This window comes from Allochromatium warmingii, assembly GCF_900107145.1.
In the GTDB taxonomy this organism is placed as follows: domain Bacteria; phylum Pseudomonadota; class Gammaproteobacteria; order Chromatiales; family Chromatiaceae; genus Thermochromatium; species Thermochromatium warmingii.
In genome coordinates, this window is record NZ_FNOW01000005.1 from 70,127 (window position 1) to 88,577 (window position 18,451).

Genomic DNA, 18,451 nt, shown 5'->3' on the forward strand with positions numbered 1-18,451 from the left:
AAACGGAGATCAAGGTCTTGAAAGATCTACTCAAAATCATCAAGCAGCAGGGTCAGGCACTCGAATTCGACGCGATCAAGATTGGGCTGGCTTCGCCCGAGATGATTCGTTCTTGGTCTTATGGCGAGGTCAAAAAGCCTGAGACGATCAACTATCGCACCTTTAAGCCGGAGCGCGATGGGTTGTTTTGCGCCAAGATCTTCGGCCCCATCACCGATTACGAGTGCATCTGCGGGAAGTACAAGCGCCTCAAACATCGCGGCGTGGTGTGCGAAAAATGCGGCGTCGAGGTGACGCTGGCGAAGGTGCGCCGCGAGCGCATGGGGCATATCGATCTCGCCAGCCCGGTGGCGCATATTTGGTTTTTGAAGTCACTGCCCTCGCGCATCGGTCTGCTGCTCGATATGACGCTGCGCGACATCGAGCGCATTCTCTATTTTGAATCCTTCGTCGTCATCGATCCGGGCATGATCGTCGAACTCGAGCGCGGGCAATTGCTCAATGATGAGCAATATCTCGATGTGCTCGAAGCCAATGGCGATGAGTTTGACGCCCGCATGGGTGCCGAGGCGATTTACGAGCTGTTGCGCAGTATCGACATGGCCGCCGAAATTCGGCGGATGCGCGAAGAGATCGAATCCACCAATTCCGAGACCAAAATCAAAAAGCTCGCCAAACGGCTGAAGCTGATGGAATCGCTGTTGGCCTCGGGTAATCGTCCCGAGTGGATGATTCTGACCGTGCTGCCGGTGCTGCCGCCGGAACTGCGCCCGCTGGTGCCGCTCGATGGTGGACGCTTTGCGACTTCGGATTTGAATGATCTTTATCGGCGCGTGATTAACCGCAACAACCGCTTAAAACGCCTGCTGGATCTGATTGCGCCTGACATCATCGTGCGCAACGAAAAGCGCATGTTGCAAGAAGCGGTCGATGCGCTGCTCGATAACGGGCGGCGCGGACGGGCTATTACTGGCACCAATAAGCGCCCGCTCAAGTCGCTCGCCGACATGATTAAGGGCAAGCAAGGTCGCTTCCGGCAAAATCTGCTCGGCAAGCGCGTCGATTATTCGGGCCGCTCGGTGATCGTGGTCGGCCCGACGCTCAAGCTGCATCAATGCGGCCTGCCGAAGCGCATGGCGCTGGAGCTGTTCAAGCCGTTTATTTTTAGCAAGCTGCAACTGCGCGGGCTGGCCGCGACCATCAAAGCTGCGAAAAAGATGGTCGAGCGCGGTACACCTGAGGTTTGGGACATCCTCGAAGAGGTGATCCGCGAACATCCAGTGATGCTCAACCGTGCGCCGACCCTGCATCGACTCGGCATTCAGGCATTTGAGCCGGTGTTGATCGAAGGCAAGGCGATCCAACTGCATCCGCTGGTCTGTACCGCGTTCAACGCCGACTTTGACGGCGACCAGATGGCTGTTCACGTTCCGCTGTCGCTGGAAGCGCAGTTAGAAGCGCGGGCGCTGATGATGGCCTCGAACAATATCCTCTCGCCCGCGAATGGCGAGCCGATCATTGTGCCGTCACAGGACGTGGTGTTAGGACTTTATTACATGACCCGTGAGCGCATCGGCGCACGCGGCGAGGGCAGTCAGTTCGTCAATATCGACGAAGCCCGCCGCGCTTATGAGACCGGACAGGCAGAACTGCACGCCCGCTGTCGCGTGCGGCTGCGCGAGGTCATCAAAAACAAAGATGGCAGTCTGACTGAGCGCACCAGCATCAAAGAAACCACCATTGGGCGGGCGATGGTATTTGCCATTGTGCCCGAAGGCTTGCCCTTTAGTCTGGTCGATCAGCCGCTGGGCAAAAAGCAAATCTCGATGCTGATTAACACCTGCTATCGTCGCTTGGGTCTAAAAGACACGGTGGTGTTTGCCGACCAGATTATGTATCTGGGTTTCCGCATGGCCACCCGTGCCGGGGTGTCTATCGGTCTCGATGACATGGAAGTGCCCCGCGATGCCCAGGATGCCAAGATGGACAAGGGCGCATTGTTGGCGGCAGCAGAAGCGGAAGTGCAGGAAATTCAGCATCAATATGCGTCAGGTTTAGTTACCAACGGCGAACGCTATAACAAGGTCGTCGATATCTGGTCGCGCACCAACGATCAGGTTGCCAAAGCGATGATGTCGAAGCTGGGCACCGATTTAGCGCCAGCAAATCCGGGCTTTGAGGCCGAGCGGCTGGTACGTGAATATCGGCAAGCGGCACTGGCGGCCGGCGCTGCGGAACAGAACGACGCACTGCGCACGCTTTTTGCGACCTGGTTGGGTGAGCTGCGGGCCGCAACTCAGGCACTGGCCGGCGCTGAACTGTCGCTTGCTGATTTCAACGCCCGTTTTGATGCGCTCACCGCCTGCTATCAGCCGCAGGTTGCCGCACTGCTTGACCCCGAGCGGAGCAAGGCCGCCGATGTACGTGACCGGCTCACCACCGGTCTAAAAGATGCGCCAACGCGCTTGGTCAAGGAGCGCAAGCAGGATTCGTTCAACTCGATCTACATGATGGCCAATTCTGGGGCGCGTGGTTCGGCGGCGCAGATTCGTCAGCTTGCCGGAATGCGCGGTCTGATGGCCAAGCCCGATGGCTCGATCATTGAGACGCCGATTACCGCGAACTTCCGCGAAGGCCTGAACGTTATCCAGTACTTCATCTCGACCCACGGCGCTCGTAAAGGTCTCGCTGATACGGCGCTCAAGACCGCAAACTCCGGGTATCTTACGCGCCGTCTGGTCGATGTCGCGCAAGATATGGTCGTGCTGGAAGAAGACTGCGGCACCGATCAGGGCTTGCTGATGACGCCGGTGATCGAAGGCGGCGATGTCGTCGATCCATTGCGTGAACGCATTTTGGGGCGCGTGGCCGCCGTCGATGTCTATCGCCCGGGGGTCGAAAATCCAGAACTGATCTGCAAAGCCGGAACCCTGCTCGATGAAAGCTGGGTCGAGCGGTTTGAAGAAGTCGGCATTGACCAAGTGCGGGTACGTTCGCCGATTACCTGCGAATCACGGCTCGGCGTCTGCGCTCAATGCTACGGGCGCGATCTGGCACGCGGGCATCGCGTCAACATGGGTGAAGCGGTCGGCGTCATCGCGGCGCAATCCATCGGCGAACCCGGCACCCAGCTCACCATGCGCACCTTCCATATCGGTGGTGCGGCCTCGCGTGCGGCGGCCGTCAGCAGTATCGAGATCAAAAACGGCGGCACCGTGCGTTTGCACAATATCAAGACCGTGCAGCATCACTCGGGCAATTTGGTCGCCGTCTCGCGTTCGGGCGAACTGACGGTTTTAGATGATCGTGGCATGGAAAAAGAACGCTACAAGGTGCCCTATGGTGCGACCTTGCGCGTTGGCGATGGCGATGCCGTCAAGCCCGGTGATGTGGTGGCGACCTGGGATCCACATACCCATCCCGTTGTCACCGAGGTGGCCGGTCGCTTGGAGTTCGAGGACTTTATCGAAGGCGTGACCGTGCAGTCGCATACCGATGATGTCACCGGATTGAGTTCGCTGGTCGTTATTGATCCAAAGCAACGCCCAGCAGCGGGTAAAGATTTGCGCCCGATGGTCAAGCTGCTCGATGCTGACGGCAACGAGCTGAATATCGCCGGTACCGATCTGCCCGCCCGGTATGCGCTGTCCTCGGGGGCAATCGTCAATGTTGCCAATGGCGCACAGGTTGGCGTCGGTGACATCTTGGCGCGTATTCCGCAGGAATCGTCAAAAACCCGCGACATCACCGGCGGTCTGCCGCGTGTAGCCGATTTGTTTGAGGCGCGTAAGCCAAAAGAACCGGCACTGCTTGCTGAAGCCAGCGGTAACATCAGTTTCGGCAAAGACACCAAAGGTAAGCAACGGCTTATCATCACCAAAGATGATGGCGAGACGGTCGAAGAGCTGATTCCGAAGTGGCGGCATGTCAACGTCTTTGAAGGCGAGCGCGTGGAGCGGGGCGAAGTCATCGCCGATGGTGAGTTAGCCTCGCACGACATCCTGCGCTTAAAAGGCGTCACGGCGCTGGCTGAATATCTGGTCAAAGAAATTCAGGACGTTTACCGCTTGCAGGGCGTGAAGATCAACGACAAGCATATTGAAGTGATCGTCCGTCAGATGCTGCGTAAGGTCGAAGTCACCTCTCCGGGCGACACGCGACTGTTACGCGGCGAACAGGTTGAACACGCGCTGCTGATTGATGAAAACCGGCGCGTGATGGCTGAAGGCAAGCAACCGGCGCTGTTCGAGCCGCTATTGCTCGGAATCACCAAAGCGTCGTTGGCGACCGAATCGTTTATCTCGGCGGCTTCATTCCAAGAGACGACCCGCGTGCTCACCGAAGCGGCAGTGCGCGGCTCGACCGACCGCCTCACCGGCCTGAAAGAAAATGTCATCGTTGGACGGCTGATTCCGGCTGGTACTGGCCTATCCTATCATCAGGAACGGCGGCGGCAGCGGGCGGCTGAATCCGGCAAGGTCGAAACGAGCACTGAAGATCCGGAACAGGCGCTAAAAAAAGCCTTCAACACGCCAGCGGTGACTAAGTAGTCAGACGGTGTGCATTCTCACGCATCGGTGTGAGAATGCGCCGCCGAGGGATTTTTGCTCAAGCAAACGATTGACACACCCCAAGCATCTCCCTATACTGTTCTGTCTCAGCTAGCCGACGGCCTGTCGGCTAGCTTCATTTTTTATCCGGTTTCCTGGTTTGGGCTTTATGCGCCCGACCTCTGAGCAGACGGTCGCAGTTCGTGCGTATCCATGCTGGCGCTGACATCAAGCCGGCCCATGTGCGCCGACTTCGTTTGACTCCAAAGACGCATCATGGCGCGAGGGCGCCGCTGGAGACTTAATCGCATGGCAACGATCAACCAACTCGTCCGCAAGCCTCGCAAGCGGAATGTAGCCAAAACCAACGTGCCCGCCCTCGAGGCCTGTCCGCAACGGCGCGGCGTCTGCACGCGCGTTTACACCACCACGCCCAAAAAGCCGAACTCGGCACTGCGTAAGGTGGCGCGTGTGCGTCTGACCAACGGGTTTGAGGTCGCCTCCTACATCGGCGGCGAAGGCCACAACCTTCAAGAACACTCGGTTGTTCTGATTCGCGGCGGTCGTGTCAAAGACTTGCCTGGCGTGCGCTACCACACTGTGCGCGGCACCTTGGATACTTCGGGTGTTGAGAAGCGCCGTCAAGCGCGTTCCAAGTACGGCGCTAAGCGTCCGAAAAAGTGATCGCACCCTGCCGCGACTAGCCTATAACGAATACGATCGGAGCCTTAGAGACCATGCCAAGAAGACGCGTTGCCGCTCGTCGTCAAGTCCTTCCGGATCCCAAGCACGGAAGTGAGTTGTTGACCAAGTTCATCAACATGATGATGGAAGACGGCAAAAAGTCCGTCGCCGAGCGCATCATTTATACCGCCCTCGATCAGATCGCTGCCAAAAAAGGTGGTCGTCCCATCGAGTTCCTCGAACAGGCGATGGAAAATGTGCGTCCAGTGGTCGAGGTTAAGTCACGGCGCGTCGGCGGTGCTACCTATCAGGTTCCGGTTGAGGTGCGTCCGACCCGTCGCAACTCCTTGGCTATGCGTTGGCTGATTGACTCGGCACGTAAGCGTTCCGAAAAGTCGATGGCCCAACGGCTCGCGGGTGAGCTGATGGATGCCGCTGAGTCGCGTGGCACAGCCGTGAAGAAGAAAGAAGATACGCATCGTATGGCCGAAGCCAACAAAGCCTTCTCGCACTATCGCTGGTAACGTTTCATAACCCTCCAGCGGTTTCGCGTTCGTTTTTTTCGAGTTCTTTAGGATCATCAGGGCGGATTCAGTCGTGGCACGTAGCACACCCATTGAGCGGTATCGCAATCTTGGCATCATGGCGCACATCGATGCTGGGAAAACCACTACCACGGAGCGCATCCTGTTCTACACGGGTGTCTCGCATAAAATCGGTGAGGTACACGACGGTGCCGCCACCATGGACTGGATGGAGCAGGAGCAGGAGCGTGGTATTACTATCACGTCCGCTGCGACGACCTGCTTCTGGAAGGGCATGGCGCTCGACCGTCCTGAACACCGCATCAATATTATCGACACCCCCGGACACGTTGACTTCACCATCGAAGTCGAACGCTCGCTGCGCGTCCTCGATGGCGCGTGCGCGGTGTTCTGTGCCGTCGGCGGTGTCGAACCGCAATCTGAAACCGTCTGGCGTCAAGCCAATAAATACGGTGTCCCGCGTCTGGCATTCGTCAACAAGATGGATCGCATGGGCGCAAACTTCCTGCGCGTTGTCGGTCAGGTTAAAGATCGTCTCGGTGGCAATCCGGTGCCGCTCCAGTTGCCGATTGGCGCTGAAGAGCATTTTAAGGGCGTCGTCGATCTGCTCAAGATGAAGGCGATCCTGTGGGATGAAGAATCCAAAGGCACCAAGTTCGAGTACGGTGACATCCCCGCCGACATGCAGGATCTCTGCGAAGAGTGGCGCGAGAAGCTGATTGAAGCCGCCGCTGAGTCGAACGAAGAGCTGATGGAAAAGTACCTCGAAGGCGAGAGCCTAACCGAGGACGAGATCAAGGCTGGTATTCGTGCTCGCACTCTGAAAAGCGAAATCGTGCCTATGCTGTGCGGTTCGGCGTTCAAGAACAAGGGCGTGCAAGCCATGCTCGACGCCGTGCTCGACTACATGCCGTCGCCAGTCGATGTGCCCGCGATCAAGGGTATTCTCGACGACAAGGACGAGAGCGAAGGTACCCGCGAGGCGTCTGACACTGCGCCCTTTGCTGCACTGGCGTTCAAGATCGCCACCGATCCCTTTGTTGGTACCCTGACCTTTTTCCGTGTCTATTCGGGCGTGCTCAACTCGGGCGATACCCTGTACAACCCGGTCAAGGGCAAAAAAGAGCGCATTGGCCGTATCCTCCAGATGCACGCCAATCAGCGTGAAGAAATCAAAGAAGTGCGTGCCGGTGACATCGCCGCTGCGGTCGGTCTGAAGGATGTCACGACGGGTGACACCCTGTGCGATCTCAACCAGATCATCACGCTGGAGCGCATGGAATTCCCTGAGCCGGTGATTTCGGTCGCCGTCGAGCCGAAAACCAAAAGCGATCAGGAAAAGATGGGCATTGCGCTGCAAAAGCTGGCGCAGGAAGACCCGTCGTTTCGTGTCCATACCGATGAAGAATCCGGCCAGACCATCATCTCAGGCATGGGTGAGCTGCATCTGGAAATCATCGTTGACCGGATGCGCCGCGAATTTAAGGTCGAGGCCAATGTCGGTGCGCCCCAGGTCAGCTACCGCGAAACCATCCGCACCAGCGTCGAGCAAGACACTAAATTCGCCCGTCAGTCCGGCGGTCGTGGTCAGTATGGTCACGTTCTGATTCGCGTCGAGCCGATGGAAGCTGGTGGCGGCTATGAGTTCGTCAACGGCATCGTTGGCGGTACCGTGCCGAAGGAATACATTCCGGCGGTCGACAAGGGCATCCAGGAAGCCATGAAAAACGGTATCCTGGCTGGCTTCCCGATGGTTGACATCAAGGTCACGCTCTACGACGGTTCGTATCACGAAGTCGATTCGAGCGAAATGGCATTCAAGATCGCCGGTTCGATGGCGATCAAGGAAGCGGCAGCGAAAGCCAAGCCGGTGCTGCTCGAACCTATCATGAAAGTTGAAGTGGTCACGCCCGAAGAGAACATGGGCGATGTCATGGGCGACATCAACAGCCGTCGCGGCATGATTCAGGGCATGGACGATTCCCCATCCGGCAAGATCATTCGCGCCGAGGTTCCGCTGTCAGAAATGTTCGGGTACGCCACCGATCTGCGTTCGGCAACTCAGGGTCGTGCGACCTACAGCATGGAATTCTGCAAGTACAACGAGGTGCCCGCCAGCATTGCCGACGCGGTCTCCAAGAAGAAGTAACGATTCATCCGAAGGGTAGAGCGGGATGTCCAAAGAAAAATTTCAACGTAGCAAGCCTCATGTCAATGTTGGCACGATCGGCCACGTCGATCACGGCAAGACCACGCTGACGGCGGCGATCACCACGCATCAGGCCAAGAAGTTCGGTGGCGAAGCGCGGGCGTATGATCAGATTGACAACGCACCGGAAGAGCGTGAGCGCGGCATCACCATTGCCACCGCGCACGTGGAGTACGAGAGCGACAAGCGTCACTACGCGCATGTTGACTGCCCGGGCCATGCTGACTATGTGAAGAACATGATCACTGGCGCGGCACAGATGGATGGTGCGATTCTCGTCGTCTCGGCCGCTGACGGCCCCATGCCGCAGACCCGCGAGCACATCCTGCTGTCGCGTCAGGTTGGTGTACCCTACATCGTCGTCTACCTGAACAAGGCCGACATGGTCGATGATGCCGAACTGCTGGAACTGGTCGAAATGGAAGTGCGCGAGCTGCTCTCCAGCTACGACTTCCCGGGTGACGACACCCCGATCATCACCGGCTCGGCCAAGCTGGCACTGGAAGGCGTAGACAGCGAAATCGGCGGCCAATCCATCGACAAACTGATGGAAGCCCTCGACAGCTACATCCCTGAGCCAGAACGGGCGATTGACGGCGCCTTCCTGATGCCGATTGAAGACGTATTCTCGATCTCCGGTCGTGGTACTGTCGTCACTGGTCGTGTCGAGCGCGGCATCGTCAAGGTCGGCGAAGAAGTCGCCATCGTCGGCATCAAAGATACCGTCAAGACCACCTGCACCGGTGTGGAGATGTTCCGCAAGCTGCTCGATCAGGGTCAAGCTGGCGACAACATCGGTGCCCTGCTGCGTGGCACCAAGCGTGAAGATGTCGAGCGCGGTCAAGTGCTGGCCAAGCCTGGCTCGATCACCCCGCACACCCACTTCGAGGCCGAAGTGTACGTCCTGAGCAAAGAAGAAGGTGGCCGTCACACGCCCTTCTTCAACGGCTATCGCCCGCAGTTCTACTTCCGCACCACCGACGTGACCGGAGCCTGTGAACTGCCCGAAGGCGTCGAGATGGTGATGCCGGGCGACAACATCAAAATGACGATCAAGCTGATCGCCCCGATTGCCATGGAAGACGGGCTGCGCTTTGCCGTCCGTGAGGGCGGTCGCACGGTCGGCGCTGGCGTGGTTTCTAAGATCATCGAGTAAGGGCATGACGAATCAGAGAATCCGAATTCGGCTGAAGGCGTTCGATCATCGTCTGATCGATCAGTCCGCACGTGAGATCGTTGACACCGCTAAGCGCACCGGCGCTCAGGTGCGCGGCCCCGTGCCACTGCCGTCCAAAAAGGAGCGCTTTACCGTTCTGGTCTCGCCGCACGTCAATAAAGACGCCCGCGATCAGTACGAACTGCGTACCCATAAGCGTCTGATGGACATTGTCGATCCGACGGACAAAACCGTAGACGCGCTGATGAAACTGGATCTGGCCGCTGGGGTCGATGTCCAGATCAAGCTGAGCTGAGGACGAAATCATGTCGATCGGAGTTATCGGACGCAAAGCCGGCATGACTCGCCTGTTCACCGAAGACGGGGAGAGCATCCCAGTCACCGTGATCGAAGTCACGCCCAATCGCGTCAGTCAAGTCAAGTCCGAAGAGACCGATGGCTATCACGCCATTCAGGTCGCGTTCGGCGAGCGCCGCGCCTCGCGGGTGACCAAGCCAATGGCTGGACATTACGCAAAAGCGGGTGTTGAAGCCGGTGAAGTGCTGCGCGAATTCCGCTTAGAAGGCGAAGAAGGTACCGACCTCGCTGTCGGTCAGGAAATCACAGTTTCCATCTTCGAGCCAGGGCAGAAGGTCGATGTGCGCGGCGTGACCAAAGGTCGTGGCTTTTCCGGCGTCATTCGCCGTCACCACTTCGCTGGTCAGGATCGCACGCATGGTAACTCGCTGTCGCACCGTGCGCCGGGTTCCATCGGTCAGAACCAAAGCCCAGGTCGCGTCTGGAAGGGTAAAAAGATGGCGGGTCATCTCGGTGCCGCCAATCGTTGTCAGCAAAATCTCGAGGTCGTGCGCATCGACGCTGAACGCAACCTACTCCTCGTCCGTGGCGGTGTGCCCGGGCCGACGGGAGGGCGTCTGGTGGTGCTGCCGTCCGTGAAGCAAAAGAACAAGGGCTGAGCACTCATGGAGATCGCCATTCGAAACCACACTGGCGCGTCCAGTGTGCAGGTTTCCGACGCCGTCTTCGGCGTGGAATACAAACCAGGTCTGGTTCACCAGGTCGTGACCGCCTATATGGCCGGCGCACGCTCAGGAACCAAGGCCCAGAAAAACCGTGCAGCGGTTTCCGGTGGCGGTGCCAAGCCGTGGCGCCAGAAGGGTACTGGTCGTGCCCGCGCCGGTACCTCGCGTAGCCCGCTGTGGCGCACCGGTGGTGTGACTTTCGCGGCCCAGCCACGCGACTATAGCCAAAAAGTCAACCGCAAGATGTATCGCGGTGCCGTGCGCTCGATTCTCTCCGAGCTGGTGCGCACCGAGCGTCTGGTCGTGGTCTCTGAGCTGGCGCTGGAAGCAGCCAAGACGAAAGCATTGATTGCGCTGCTGAAGCAACACGAGCTGACCGATGTGCTCATCCTCACCGATGGCTTTGACGACACGCTCTATCTGGCAGCACGCAATCTGCACAAGGTCGATGTGCTCTCGGCACAAGAGGTCGATCCGGTCAGCCTGATTGCCTTCGAGACCATCCTCGCCACTGAGGCGGCGATCAAGAAGCTGGAGGAACGGCTGGCATGAACAAAGAGCGTCTGATGCAGGTGCTGGTCGCGCCCGTGATTACCGAAAAGGCGACCCGTCTGGCCGAGAATTACCGTCAGGTAACGTTTCGCGTGCTCACCGACGCCACCAAGCGCGAGGTCGCGAAAGCGGTCGAGCTGCTGTTTGAGGTTCAGGTTGATCGCGTCCAGATTCTCAACGTCAAGGGCAAGCAGAAGCGCCACGGACAACGTTTGGGCCAGCGGCAAGACTGGCGCAAAGCCTATGTACGTCTGAAGCCCGGCCAAGACATCGACTTCGGCGACGCCGCCTAAGCGCGGCGGCGGACAGTAACGGATAGATCAAGATGCCAATCGTAAAGACCAAACCGACGTCCGCCGGACGACGCTTCGTCGTCAAGGTGACGACACCCGATCTGCACAAGGGCGAACCCTATGCGCCCCTGCTCGACAAGCAGACCAAACGCGGCGGACGTAACAATCAGGGCCGCGTGTCTGTGCGTCATCAAGGCGGCGGCCATAAGCAGCGTTATCGGATCATCGACTTCAAGCGCAACCGTAAAGACGGGATTCCCGCCACGGTGGAGCGGCTGGAATACGACCCGAACCGCTCGGCGCATATTGCGCTATTGAAATATGCCGATGGCGAACGCGCCTACATCATCGCCCCAAAAGGCCTAAAAGCCGGTGACGCGGTGATTTCGGGCGAGAGCGCACCGATTGCCGTCGGCAACTGTATGCCGCTGCGTAACATTCCGGTCGGCACCCAGGTGCATTGCATCGAAATGCGCCCCGGCAAAGGTGCCCAGCTCGCACGTTCAGCGGGTGCTGCCGTGCAACTGGTGGCGCGTGAATCCGGCAGCGCGACCCTGCGTCTGCGCTCGGGTGAGATGCGCAAAGTGCATTCCGACTGCCGCGCCGTGATCGGCGAGGTGGGCAACAGCGAACACAGCCTGCGCAAACTCGGCAAAGCCGGTGCCAGCCGCTGGCGCGGGATTCGCCCGACGGTGCGCGGCGTGGTGATGAACCCAGTCGATCACCCGCACGGCGGTGGTGAGGGTCGTACCTCCGGTGGTCGGCATCCGGTCACGCCCTGGGGTGTGCCGACGAAGGGTCATAAGACACGCCACAACAAGCGAACCGACGGCATGATCGTGCGTCGTCGCGGTCAGAAATAGCATCAGTCGAGGTTGAGCCAGTGCCACGTTCGATTCGAAAAGGGCCGTTCGTCGATCATCACCTAATTAAAAAGGTCGATGAGGCGGTCGCCCAAAACAGCAAGCGTCCGATCAAGACTTGGTCGCGCCGTTCCATGATCCTGCCAGAAATGGTTGGATTGACTATCGCCGTTCACAATGGGCGGCAGCATGTGCCGGTGCTTGTCAACGAAAACATGATCGGCCACAAGCTCGGCGAGTTTGCGTTGACCCGTACCTATCGTGGTCACGCCGCCGACAAAAAAGCGAAGAAGCGCTAGTCGGAGATCGCGATGCAAGCCGTAGCCACCCACAAATACGCCCGAATTTCGGCGCAAAAGGCCCGACTGGTCGCGGATCTGATTCGCGGCAAGCGTGTCGAGGAAGCCCTCAACACGCTGGCCTTCAGCCCCAAAAAAGGTGCTGACATTATTAAGAAAGTCCTGGAATCGGCGATTGCCAACGCCGAGCACAATGAAGGTGCCGACATCGACGCCCTCAAGGTCGCGGCCATCCAGGTCAACGAAGGGCCAACCATGAAGCGGATCATGCCGCGTGCCAAAGGCCGCGCCAACCGCATCATGAAACGCACCAGCCATATCACGCTGACCGTGGCCGAAGCCTAGAGGATCCAGGGGACCAGTATGGGACAGAAAGTTCATCCGAATGGGATCCGCCTTGGCATCGTCAAGGACTGGACATCCAAGTGGTACGCGAATTCAAAAGATTACGCCGATCTGCTTAACACCGATCTCCAAGTGCGTGACTTCCTGCGCAAGGAACTCGCTAAGGCGTCGGTGAGCCGCATCCAGATCGACCGTCCGGCCAAAAATGCCCATATCACCATTCACACGGCGCGTCCGGGTGTGGTGATCGGCAAAAAAGGCGAGGACATCGACAAGCTGCGCACCAAAGTGTCGGCGATGATGGGCATTCCAGTACACATTGCTATCGAAGAGATCCGCAAGCCGGAACTCGACGCGCAACTGGTTGCGGAAGGCATTGCCCAACAGCTTGAACGGCGTATTATGTTCCGCCGCGCTATGAAGCGTTCAATTCAGAACACGATGCGTCTGGGTGCTGAAGGCATCAAGGTCAGCGTCGCCGGGCGTCTGAATGGCGCTGAAATTGCACGCAGTGAGTGGGCGCGTGAAGGTCGGGTGCCGTTGCACACCTTACGTGCTGATATTGACTACGGCTTTGCCGAGGCCAAGACGACCTACGGCGTGCTCGGCGTCAAAGTCTGGATCTTCAAGGGCGAGGTATTCGGCGACCAATTGCCCGAGGAACCGGCACCGAAAGCGGCCGGAAAGAAGGGTTAAGTCATGCTGCAACCGAAACGCACCACATTCCGCAAGCAACACAAGGGCCGCAATCGCGGTCTAGCCCAGAGCGGCAACCGCGTCAGCTTTGGCGAATACGGTTTGAAAGCGACCGAACGCGGTCGGCTCACCGCCCGCCAGATCGAAGCGGCGCGGCGGGCCATCTCCCGTAGCGTCAAGCGTGGCGGCAAGATCTGGATTCGGGTATTTCCTGACAAGCCGATCTCGAAAAAACCGCTCGAAGTGCGCATGGGTAAGGGTAAGGGTAATGTCGAGTACTGGGTCGCGCTGATTCAGCCAGGCAGTATGCTTTACGAGATCGAGGGTGTCAGCGAAGAACTTGCACGCGAAGCCTTCAAGCTGGCGGCGGCCAAACTGCCGGTGCAGACTACCTTTGAAAAGCGGACGATTCTGTGATGAAGGCCAACGAGCTTAGAACCAACAGCGCCCAAGAGCTTCAGACACAGTTGATGGAGCTGCTGCGCGAGCAATTTAATCTGCGGATGCAGCGGGGCACCGGTCAGTTGTCCAAGCCCTCGCGCATGAAGGCCGTGCGTCGGGACATCGCCCGGATCAAGACCATCATGGCCGAACAGCAAGCGGGCGGGAAATCATGAGCGACGACAACGCGATCAAAACCAACCGGACACTTGAAGGGCGCGTCACCAGCAGCGCCATGGACAAAACCATCACAGTGCTGATTGAGCGTCGGGTCAAGCATCCGCTCTATGGTAAGTTCATGCGCCGCTCGACCAAGATTCACGCTCACGACGAAAGCAATAGCTGCACCGTCGGCGATCTAGTGCGGGTTGAGCAGTGCCGTCCGCTCTCCAAGACCAAGACTTGGCGTCTGATCGAGATCCTCGAAAAGGCCCGCTAAACGGCCTTCGCCTGTCTCGCGTATTGCCGGCCTGTGACCCCTGCGGACTGGCCGGTGCGGTCATTCGCAGAGCCATTGATCCACTCACGGATCAGCAACGAGCTTTTTAGGTGTAAAGACAATGATTCAGATGCAGACCAATCTGAGCGTCGCCGACAACAGCGGCGCCAAGAGCGTGATGTGCATCAAGGTGCTCGGCGGGTCGCATCGTCGCTACGCGGGCATCGGCGATGTTATCAAGGTCACCGTCAAGGATGCGATCCCACGCGGTAAGGTCAAGAAAGGCGATGTCTACAATGCGGTCGTGGTGCGGACTCGTCATGGCGTGCGTCGCCCCGACGGTTCGCTGATCCGCTTTGACGGCAACGCGGCGGTGCTCTTGAACAACCAGCTTCAACCCATCGGCACCCGTATCTTCGGCCCCGTGACACGCGAGCTACGCGGCGAGCGTTTCATGAAGATCATCTCGCTGGCGCCGGAAGTGCTCTGAGGAGACGAGATTCATGAGAAAGATCAAAAAAGGCGATGACGTGATGGTCATCGCGGGCAAGGATAAGGGCAAGCGCGGCACGGTGCTCAAAGTCATCGACGAGAATCACATCGTCGTCGAGAACATCAACATCGCCCGCAAGCACCAAAAAGCCAATCCGCAGGCTGGTGAGCCAGGCGGCATTGTGGATAAAGCGATGCCGATTCACGTCTCCAATGTCGGGCTGTACAACCCGATCAAGGGTGCAGCCGACCGTGTCGGTTTTAAGACCCTGGATGACGGGCGCAAGGTGCGTGTGTTCAAGTCCAACGGCGAAGTCGTTGACGTCTGACCGGGTGAAGCGAGATGTCCAGATTACAGACTGAATACAAAGAGCGCATCATTCCTCAGCTCAAGGAACGCTTCAATTATCAAAGCGTGATGCAGGTGCCCAAGATCGAAAAGATCACGCTCAATATGGGCGTGGGCGAGGCCGTAGCTGACAAAAAGATCATGGATCATGCGGTTGCCGATCTGCGTGCCATCGCCGGTCAGCAGCCAATTGTGACCTATGCCCGCAAATCAGTTGCTGGTTTTAAGATCCGCGAAGGCTGGCCGATTGGCTGTAAAGTCACGCTGCGTCGTGAGCGCATGTACGAGTTTTTGGATCGCTTAATCAGCATCTCGATTCCGCGTATCCGTGACTTTCGTGGTTTGAGTGCGAAGGCATTCGACGGTCGTGGCAATTATTCGATGGGCGTGCGTGAACAGATCATGTTCCCCGAGATCGACTACGACAAGATCGACGCGCTGCGCGGACTCGACATCACCATCACGACCACGGCGCGGACGGATGAAGAAGGCCGTGCCCTGCTCGAAGCCTTCAACTTCCCCTTCCGCACCTAAGGTAATCGCATGGCGAAGAAGAGTATGATTGCGCGTGACCGCAAGCGCACGGAAATCGCTGCCCGGTTCAGCGCCAAACGCGTTGCACTCAAGGCGGTCATCAATGATCGCAGTGCCACGCCGGAGCAGATCGACGAAGCCACGCTGAAGCTGCAAAAGCTGCCGCGTGATGCTGGCCCGACACGCCAGCAGCGGCGTTGCCGCGTCAGTGGTCGTCCGCACGCGGTCTATCGCAAATTTGGCCTCTCGCGCAACAAGCTGCGCGAAGCCGTGATGCGCGGGGATGTCCCGGGCGTCGTCAAGGCGAGCTGGTAAGCAGAGAGAGCGGCCAGCTTTCAGCCATCAGCTTCCAGCTTTTCAGAGCACCTCAGTTCCGCTGATAGCCAATCGCTAAAAGTTGGTAGCTGATAGCTGGAAGCTAGATTTTTTAACCTACCGGGTATCGCGTCGCAACGACGGCCTGACCCACGGAGAAGCCAATGAGTATGTCGGATCCGATTGCGGATATGCTGACACGCATCCGCAACGGCCAGCAGCGCGGTAAGATCACGATTGTGATGCCGTCTTCTAAGCAGAAAGTCGCGATTGCGAAGCTGCTGAAAGATGAAGGCTATATCGCTGATGCACTGGTCGAGACCAAGAGCGGCAAGCCCGAGCTGGTCATCAAGCTGAAGTATTATCGCGGTAAGCCCGTGATCGAGTTCCTCAAGCGCGTTTCGCGCCCTGGACTGCGCATCTATCGTGGCAAGGACGAACTACCGAAGGTCTGGGCAGGACTGGGCATCGCTATCGTCTCCACCTCCAAAGGTCTGATGACCGACCGCGCCGCTCGTCAAGCGGGTCATGGCGGCGAGATCATCGCCTACGTCGCTTAAGGGGAGACCAAGATGTCACGCGTTGCAAAAGCTCCCATTAAGCTGCCGAAAGGCGTTACCGTCGCCATCACGGGTCAGGATGTGGCCGTTACTGGGCCGAAAGGAACCCTGAACTGGCTAGTTCATCCGACCGTGCGCGTTTGCGAAGAGAACGGCGAGATTCGCGTTGCCCCCGCTGAGGGTCAGACCGAAGCTTGGGCGATGGCCGGTACCACCCGCGCCCTGCTCAACAATATGGTCATCGGCTGTAGCACGGGTTTTACGCGCAAGTTGACGCTGGTTGGCGTCGGCTATCGTGCGCAAGCCAAGGGCGATGTGCTCAATCTCAGCCTCGGCTTCTCCCATCCGGTCGATTATCCGGTGCCGCAGGGCATCACGATTGAGACCCCCAGTCAGACCGAAATTCTGGTATCCGGTGCGGATAAGCAGCAGGTCGGTCAGGTCGCCTCCGAGATTCGGGCCTATCGTCCGCCGGAGCCGTACAAGGGCAAGGGTGTTCGTTACGCGGACGAGAACGTCCTGCGTAAGGAAGCCAAGAAGAAATAAGGGGTCTCAACGATGGACAAAAAACAGGCTCGTCTGCGTCGTGCGACGCGGGCACGCGCCAAGATTCGCGAGCTTGGCGTTTATCGGCTGTGCGTGCATCGCACGCCGCGCCATACTTACGCCCAGATCATCACGCCCAGCGAAAACGGCGACCGCGTGCTGGCCAGCGCCTCGACTGTCGAGAAAGCGTTAGCCGAGCAGATCGCGGGCAACAAGGCCAATATCACCGCTGCCACCGTGATCGGCAAGGCGATTGCCGAGCGTGCCCTGGCCGCTGGTGTCGAGACGGTCGCGTTTGACCGCTCCGGCTTCCGTTATCACGGCCGTCTTAAGGCGCTGGCGGATGCCGCGCGTGAAGGCGGACTGAAATTCTAAGGGCGCGAATACATGGCAAACTTTAATCAAAAAACGGAAGGCGACGATCTGCTCGAAAAGCTGGTCGCCGTCAATCGTGTCGCCAAAGTGGTCAAGGGTGGCCGTCAGTTCGGCTTCGCAGCACTGACTGTGGTCGGCGATGGCAAGGGGCGGATCGGTTTTGGGCGCGGTAAGGCACGCGAGGTGCCGATTGCGATTCAAAAGGCGATGGAAAACGCCCGCAAAAATATGATCGAGGTCAAGCTTAACGGCACCACGCTGCAATATCCGTTGCAGGGTAAGCACGGCGCGGCCAAGGTCTTTATGCAGCCGGCTTCCGAAGGTACCGGCATCATCGCCGGTGGCGCGATGCGTGCGGTGTTTGAGGTACTGGGCGTGCAAAACGTGCTCGCTAAGTGCATCGGCACCAATAACCCGATCAACGTTGTGCGTGCGACTGTCAACGGTCTGCGTGCCATGACCGATCCGGCGACCGTTGCCGCCAAGCGCGGCAAGAGCATCGACGAGATCCTGGGGTAAGCGATGTCCGACAAGAAAATGATGAAGGTCAAGCTGGTGCGCAGCATTCATGGCCGCTTAGACAAGCATAAGGCCTGTGTGCGCGGTCTGGGTCTGCGTCGGATGCACCAAGTTGTCGCGGTCGAGGATACGCCCTGTACTCGTGGCATGGTCAATGCCGTGCAGTACATGGTCAAGATCGTGGAGGAAGCCTGATGAAACTCAATGATCTACGGCCCGATCCGGGCAGTCGTCCTGATGCCAAGCGCGTCGGGCGCGGTATCGGCAGCGGCTTGGGCAAAACCTGCGGTCGCGGCCACAAAGGTCAAAAAGCCCGCGCTGGTGGTTTCCACAAAGTCGGCTTTGAGGGCGGTCAGATGCCCTTGCAGCGCCGTCTGCCGAAGGTCGGCTTCCGCTCGCGCAAGTCGCTGGAAAAAGATGAAGTGCGCTTAACCGAGCTGAATCTAGTTGCCGGCGATGTCGTCGATCTGGAGACACTGCGGGCGGCTGGCGTGCTTAACCGCGTTGTTAAAAACGTCAAGATCATCGCTTCTGGTACCGTCACCCGCGCCCTGACCATCCGTGGTCTGGGTGTGACTAAGGGCGCACGCGCTGCCATTGAAGCGGCTGGCGGCACGATCGAAGACTAACCGACTAACCACATAGG

Annotated in this window: 26 protein-coding genes; all 26 read left to right on the forward strand. The window is 58.5% G+C overall.

Going from position 1 to position 18,451, the window contains the following annotated elements:
• Positions 1 to 17 precede the first annotated feature (17 nt).
• The 26 genes from rpoC (at position 18) to rplO (ending at position 18,434) form a co-directional block, all read left to right on the forward strand.
• Positions 18 to 4,550 (forward strand): DNA-directed RNA polymerase subunit beta', encoded by a 4,533-nt coding sequence (rpoC, locus tag BLW10_RS02625; protein WP_091332156.1) that lies wholly within the window; start codon positions 18 to 20, stop codon positions 4,548 to 4,550.
• A 309-nt stretch (positions 4,551 to 4,859) separates the two neighbouring features.
• A complete protein-coding gene (gene rpsL, locus BLW10_RS02630) occupies positions 4,860 to 5,234 on the forward strand; it encodes a 30S ribosomal protein S12 (protein ID WP_091332158.1) in 375 nt (124 codons plus the stop codon).
• Between the two features lie 53 nt (positions 5,235 to 5,287).
• Complete coding sequence (gene rpsG / locus BLW10_RS02635; RefSeq protein ID WP_091332160.1) at positions 5,288 to 5,758, forward strand: 30S ribosomal protein S7; 471 nt, start codon at positions 5,288 to 5,290, stop codon at positions 5,756 to 5,758.
• A gap of 73 nt (positions 5,759 to 5,831) precedes the next feature.
• A complete protein-coding gene (fusA, locus tag BLW10_RS02640) occupies positions 5,832 to 7,928 on the forward strand; it encodes an elongation factor G (protein ID WP_091332162.1) in 2,097 nt (698 codons plus the stop codon).
• 25 nt (positions 7,929 to 7,953) lie between these two features.
• The gene (gene tuf / locus BLW10_RS02645; protein ID WP_091332142.1) at positions 7,954 to 9,144 is read left to right on the forward strand and encodes an elongation factor Tu; all 1,191 of its coding nucleotides are present in this window, start codon (positions 7,954 to 7,956) and stop codon (positions 9,142 to 9,144) included.
• 4 nt (positions 9,145 to 9,148) lie between these two features.
• Positions 9,149 to 9,460: a 30S ribosomal protein S10 gene (gene rpsJ / locus BLW10_RS02650; RefSeq protein WP_007040450.1), complete on the forward strand. Its 312-nt coding sequence runs from the start codon at positions 9,149 to 9,151 to the stop codon at positions 9,458 to 9,460.
• A gap of 10 nt (positions 9,461 to 9,470) precedes the next feature.
• A complete protein-coding gene (gene rplC, locus BLW10_RS02655; RefSeq protein ID WP_091332164.1) occupies positions 9,471 to 10,121 on the forward strand; it encodes a 50S ribosomal protein L3 in 651 nt (216 codons plus the stop codon).
• Positions 10,122 to 10,127: 6 nt separating this feature from the next.
• Entirely contained in the window at positions 10,128 to 10,739 is a 612-nt protein-coding gene (gene rplD, locus BLW10_RS02660; RefSeq protein ID WP_091332166.1) for a 50S ribosomal protein L4, read from the forward strand.
• Positions 10,736 to 11,032: a 50S ribosomal protein L23 gene (gene rplW, locus BLW10_RS02665; RefSeq protein WP_091332168.1), complete on the forward strand. Its 297-nt coding sequence runs from the start codon at positions 10,736 to 10,738 to the stop codon at positions 11,030 to 11,032. The genes rplD and rplW overlap by 4 nt, the downstream gene beginning before the upstream one ends.
• A gap of 32 nt (positions 11,033 to 11,064) precedes the next feature.
• Positions 11,065 to 11,895 carry a 50S ribosomal protein L2 gene (gene rplB, locus BLW10_RS02670; RefSeq protein ID WP_091332170.1) on the forward strand — a complete coding sequence of 277 codons (831 nt, stop codon included), beginning with the start codon at positions 11,065 to 11,067 and terminating at the stop codon, positions 11,893 to 11,895.
• Positions 11,896 to 11,915: 20 nt separating this feature from the next.
• Positions 11,916 to 12,194, forward strand: coding sequence for a 30S ribosomal protein S19 (rpsS, locus tag BLW10_RS02675; protein ID WP_091332172.1), 279 nt, complete (start codon positions 11,916 to 11,918; stop codon positions 12,192 to 12,194).
• Between the two features lie 12 nt (positions 12,195 to 12,206).
• Positions 12,207 to 12,539: a 50S ribosomal protein L22 gene (gene rplV / locus BLW10_RS02680; RefSeq protein ID WP_091332174.1), complete on the forward strand. Its 333-nt coding sequence runs from the start codon at positions 12,207 to 12,209 to the stop codon at positions 12,537 to 12,539.
• 18 nt (positions 12,540 to 12,557) lie between these two features.
• On the forward strand, positions 12,558 to 13,235 hold the full coding sequence (gene rpsC / locus BLW10_RS02685) for a 30S ribosomal protein S3 (protein WP_091332176.1): 678 nt from the start codon (positions 12,558 to 12,560) through the stop codon (positions 13,233 to 13,235).
• A gap of 3 nt (positions 13,236 to 13,238) precedes the next feature.
• The gene (gene rplP, locus BLW10_RS02690; RefSeq protein ID WP_091332178.1) at positions 13,239 to 13,652 is read left to right on the forward strand and encodes a 50S ribosomal protein L16; all 414 of its coding nucleotides are present in this window, start codon (positions 13,239 to 13,241) and stop codon (positions 13,650 to 13,652) included.
• Complete coding sequence (rpmC, locus tag BLW10_RS02695; protein ID WP_091332180.1) at positions 13,652 to 13,852, forward strand: 50S ribosomal protein L29; 201 nt, start codon at positions 13,652 to 13,654, stop codon at positions 13,850 to 13,852. Before rplP ends, rpmC begins: the two co-directional genes overlap by 1 nt.
• On the forward strand, positions 13,849 to 14,115 hold the full coding sequence (gene rpsQ, locus BLW10_RS02700; protein ID WP_091332181.1) for a 30S ribosomal protein S17: 267 nt from the start codon (positions 13,849 to 13,851) through the stop codon (positions 14,113 to 14,115). The genes rpmC and rpsQ overlap by 4 nt, the downstream gene beginning before the upstream one ends.
• A 121-nt stretch (positions 14,116 to 14,236) precedes the next feature.
• Positions 14,237 to 14,605 carry a 50S ribosomal protein L14 gene (gene rplN / locus BLW10_RS02705; protein ID WP_012971542.1) on the forward strand — a complete coding sequence of 123 codons (369 nt, stop codon included), beginning with the start codon at positions 14,237 to 14,239 and terminating at the stop codon, positions 14,603 to 14,605.
• Between the two features lie 13 nt (positions 14,606 to 14,618).
• Complete coding sequence (rplX, locus tag BLW10_RS02710; protein WP_091332183.1) at positions 14,619 to 14,936, forward strand: 50S ribosomal protein L24; 318 nt, start codon at positions 14,619 to 14,621, stop codon at positions 14,934 to 14,936.
• Between the two features lie 14 nt (positions 14,937 to 14,950).
• A complete protein-coding gene (rplE, locus tag BLW10_RS02715; RefSeq protein ID WP_091332184.1) occupies positions 14,951 to 15,490 on the forward strand; it encodes a 50S ribosomal protein L5 in 540 nt (179 codons plus the stop codon).
• Positions 15,491 to 15,499: 9 nt separating this feature from the next.
• On the forward strand, positions 15,500 to 15,805 hold the full coding sequence (gene rpsN / locus BLW10_RS02720; protein WP_091332187.1) for a 30S ribosomal protein S14: 306 nt from the start codon (positions 15,500 to 15,502) through the stop codon (positions 15,803 to 15,805).
• 164 nt (positions 15,806 to 15,969) lie between these two features.
• Positions 15,970 to 16,365: a 30S ribosomal protein S8 gene (rpsH, locus tag BLW10_RS02725; RefSeq protein ID WP_091332189.1), complete on the forward strand. Its 396-nt coding sequence runs from the start codon at positions 15,970 to 15,972 to the stop codon at positions 16,363 to 16,365.
• A gap of 12 nt (positions 16,366 to 16,377) precedes the next feature.
• Entirely contained in the window at positions 16,378 to 16,911 is a 534-nt protein-coding gene (gene rplF, locus BLW10_RS02730; protein ID WP_091332191.1) for a 50S ribosomal protein L6, read from the forward strand.
• Positions 16,912 to 16,923: 12 nt separating this feature from the next.
• Positions 16,924 to 17,286 carry a 50S ribosomal protein L18 gene (gene rplR / locus BLW10_RS02735; protein ID WP_091332193.1) on the forward strand — a complete coding sequence of 121 codons (363 nt, stop codon included), beginning with the start codon at positions 16,924 to 16,926 and terminating at the stop codon, positions 17,284 to 17,286.
• A gap of 12 nt (positions 17,287 to 17,298) precedes the next feature.
• Positions 17,299 to 17,805 (forward strand): 30S ribosomal protein S5, encoded by a 507-nt coding sequence (rpsE, locus tag BLW10_RS02740; RefSeq protein ID WP_091332195.1) that lies wholly within the window; start codon positions 17,299 to 17,301, stop codon positions 17,803 to 17,805.
• A 3-nt stretch (positions 17,806 to 17,808) separates the two neighbouring features.
• Positions 17,809 to 18,000, forward strand: coding sequence for a 50S ribosomal protein L30 (gene rpmD, locus BLW10_RS02745; RefSeq protein WP_091332197.1), 192 nt, complete (start codon positions 17,809 to 17,811; stop codon positions 17,998 to 18,000).
• Positions 18,000 to 18,434 (forward strand): 50S ribosomal protein L15, encoded by a 435-nt coding sequence (gene rplO, locus BLW10_RS02750; protein ID WP_091332199.1) that lies wholly within the window; start codon positions 18,000 to 18,002, stop codon positions 18,432 to 18,434. Before rpmD ends, rplO begins: the two co-directional genes overlap by 1 nt.
• Positions 18,435 to 18,451: the final 17 nt, after the last annotated feature.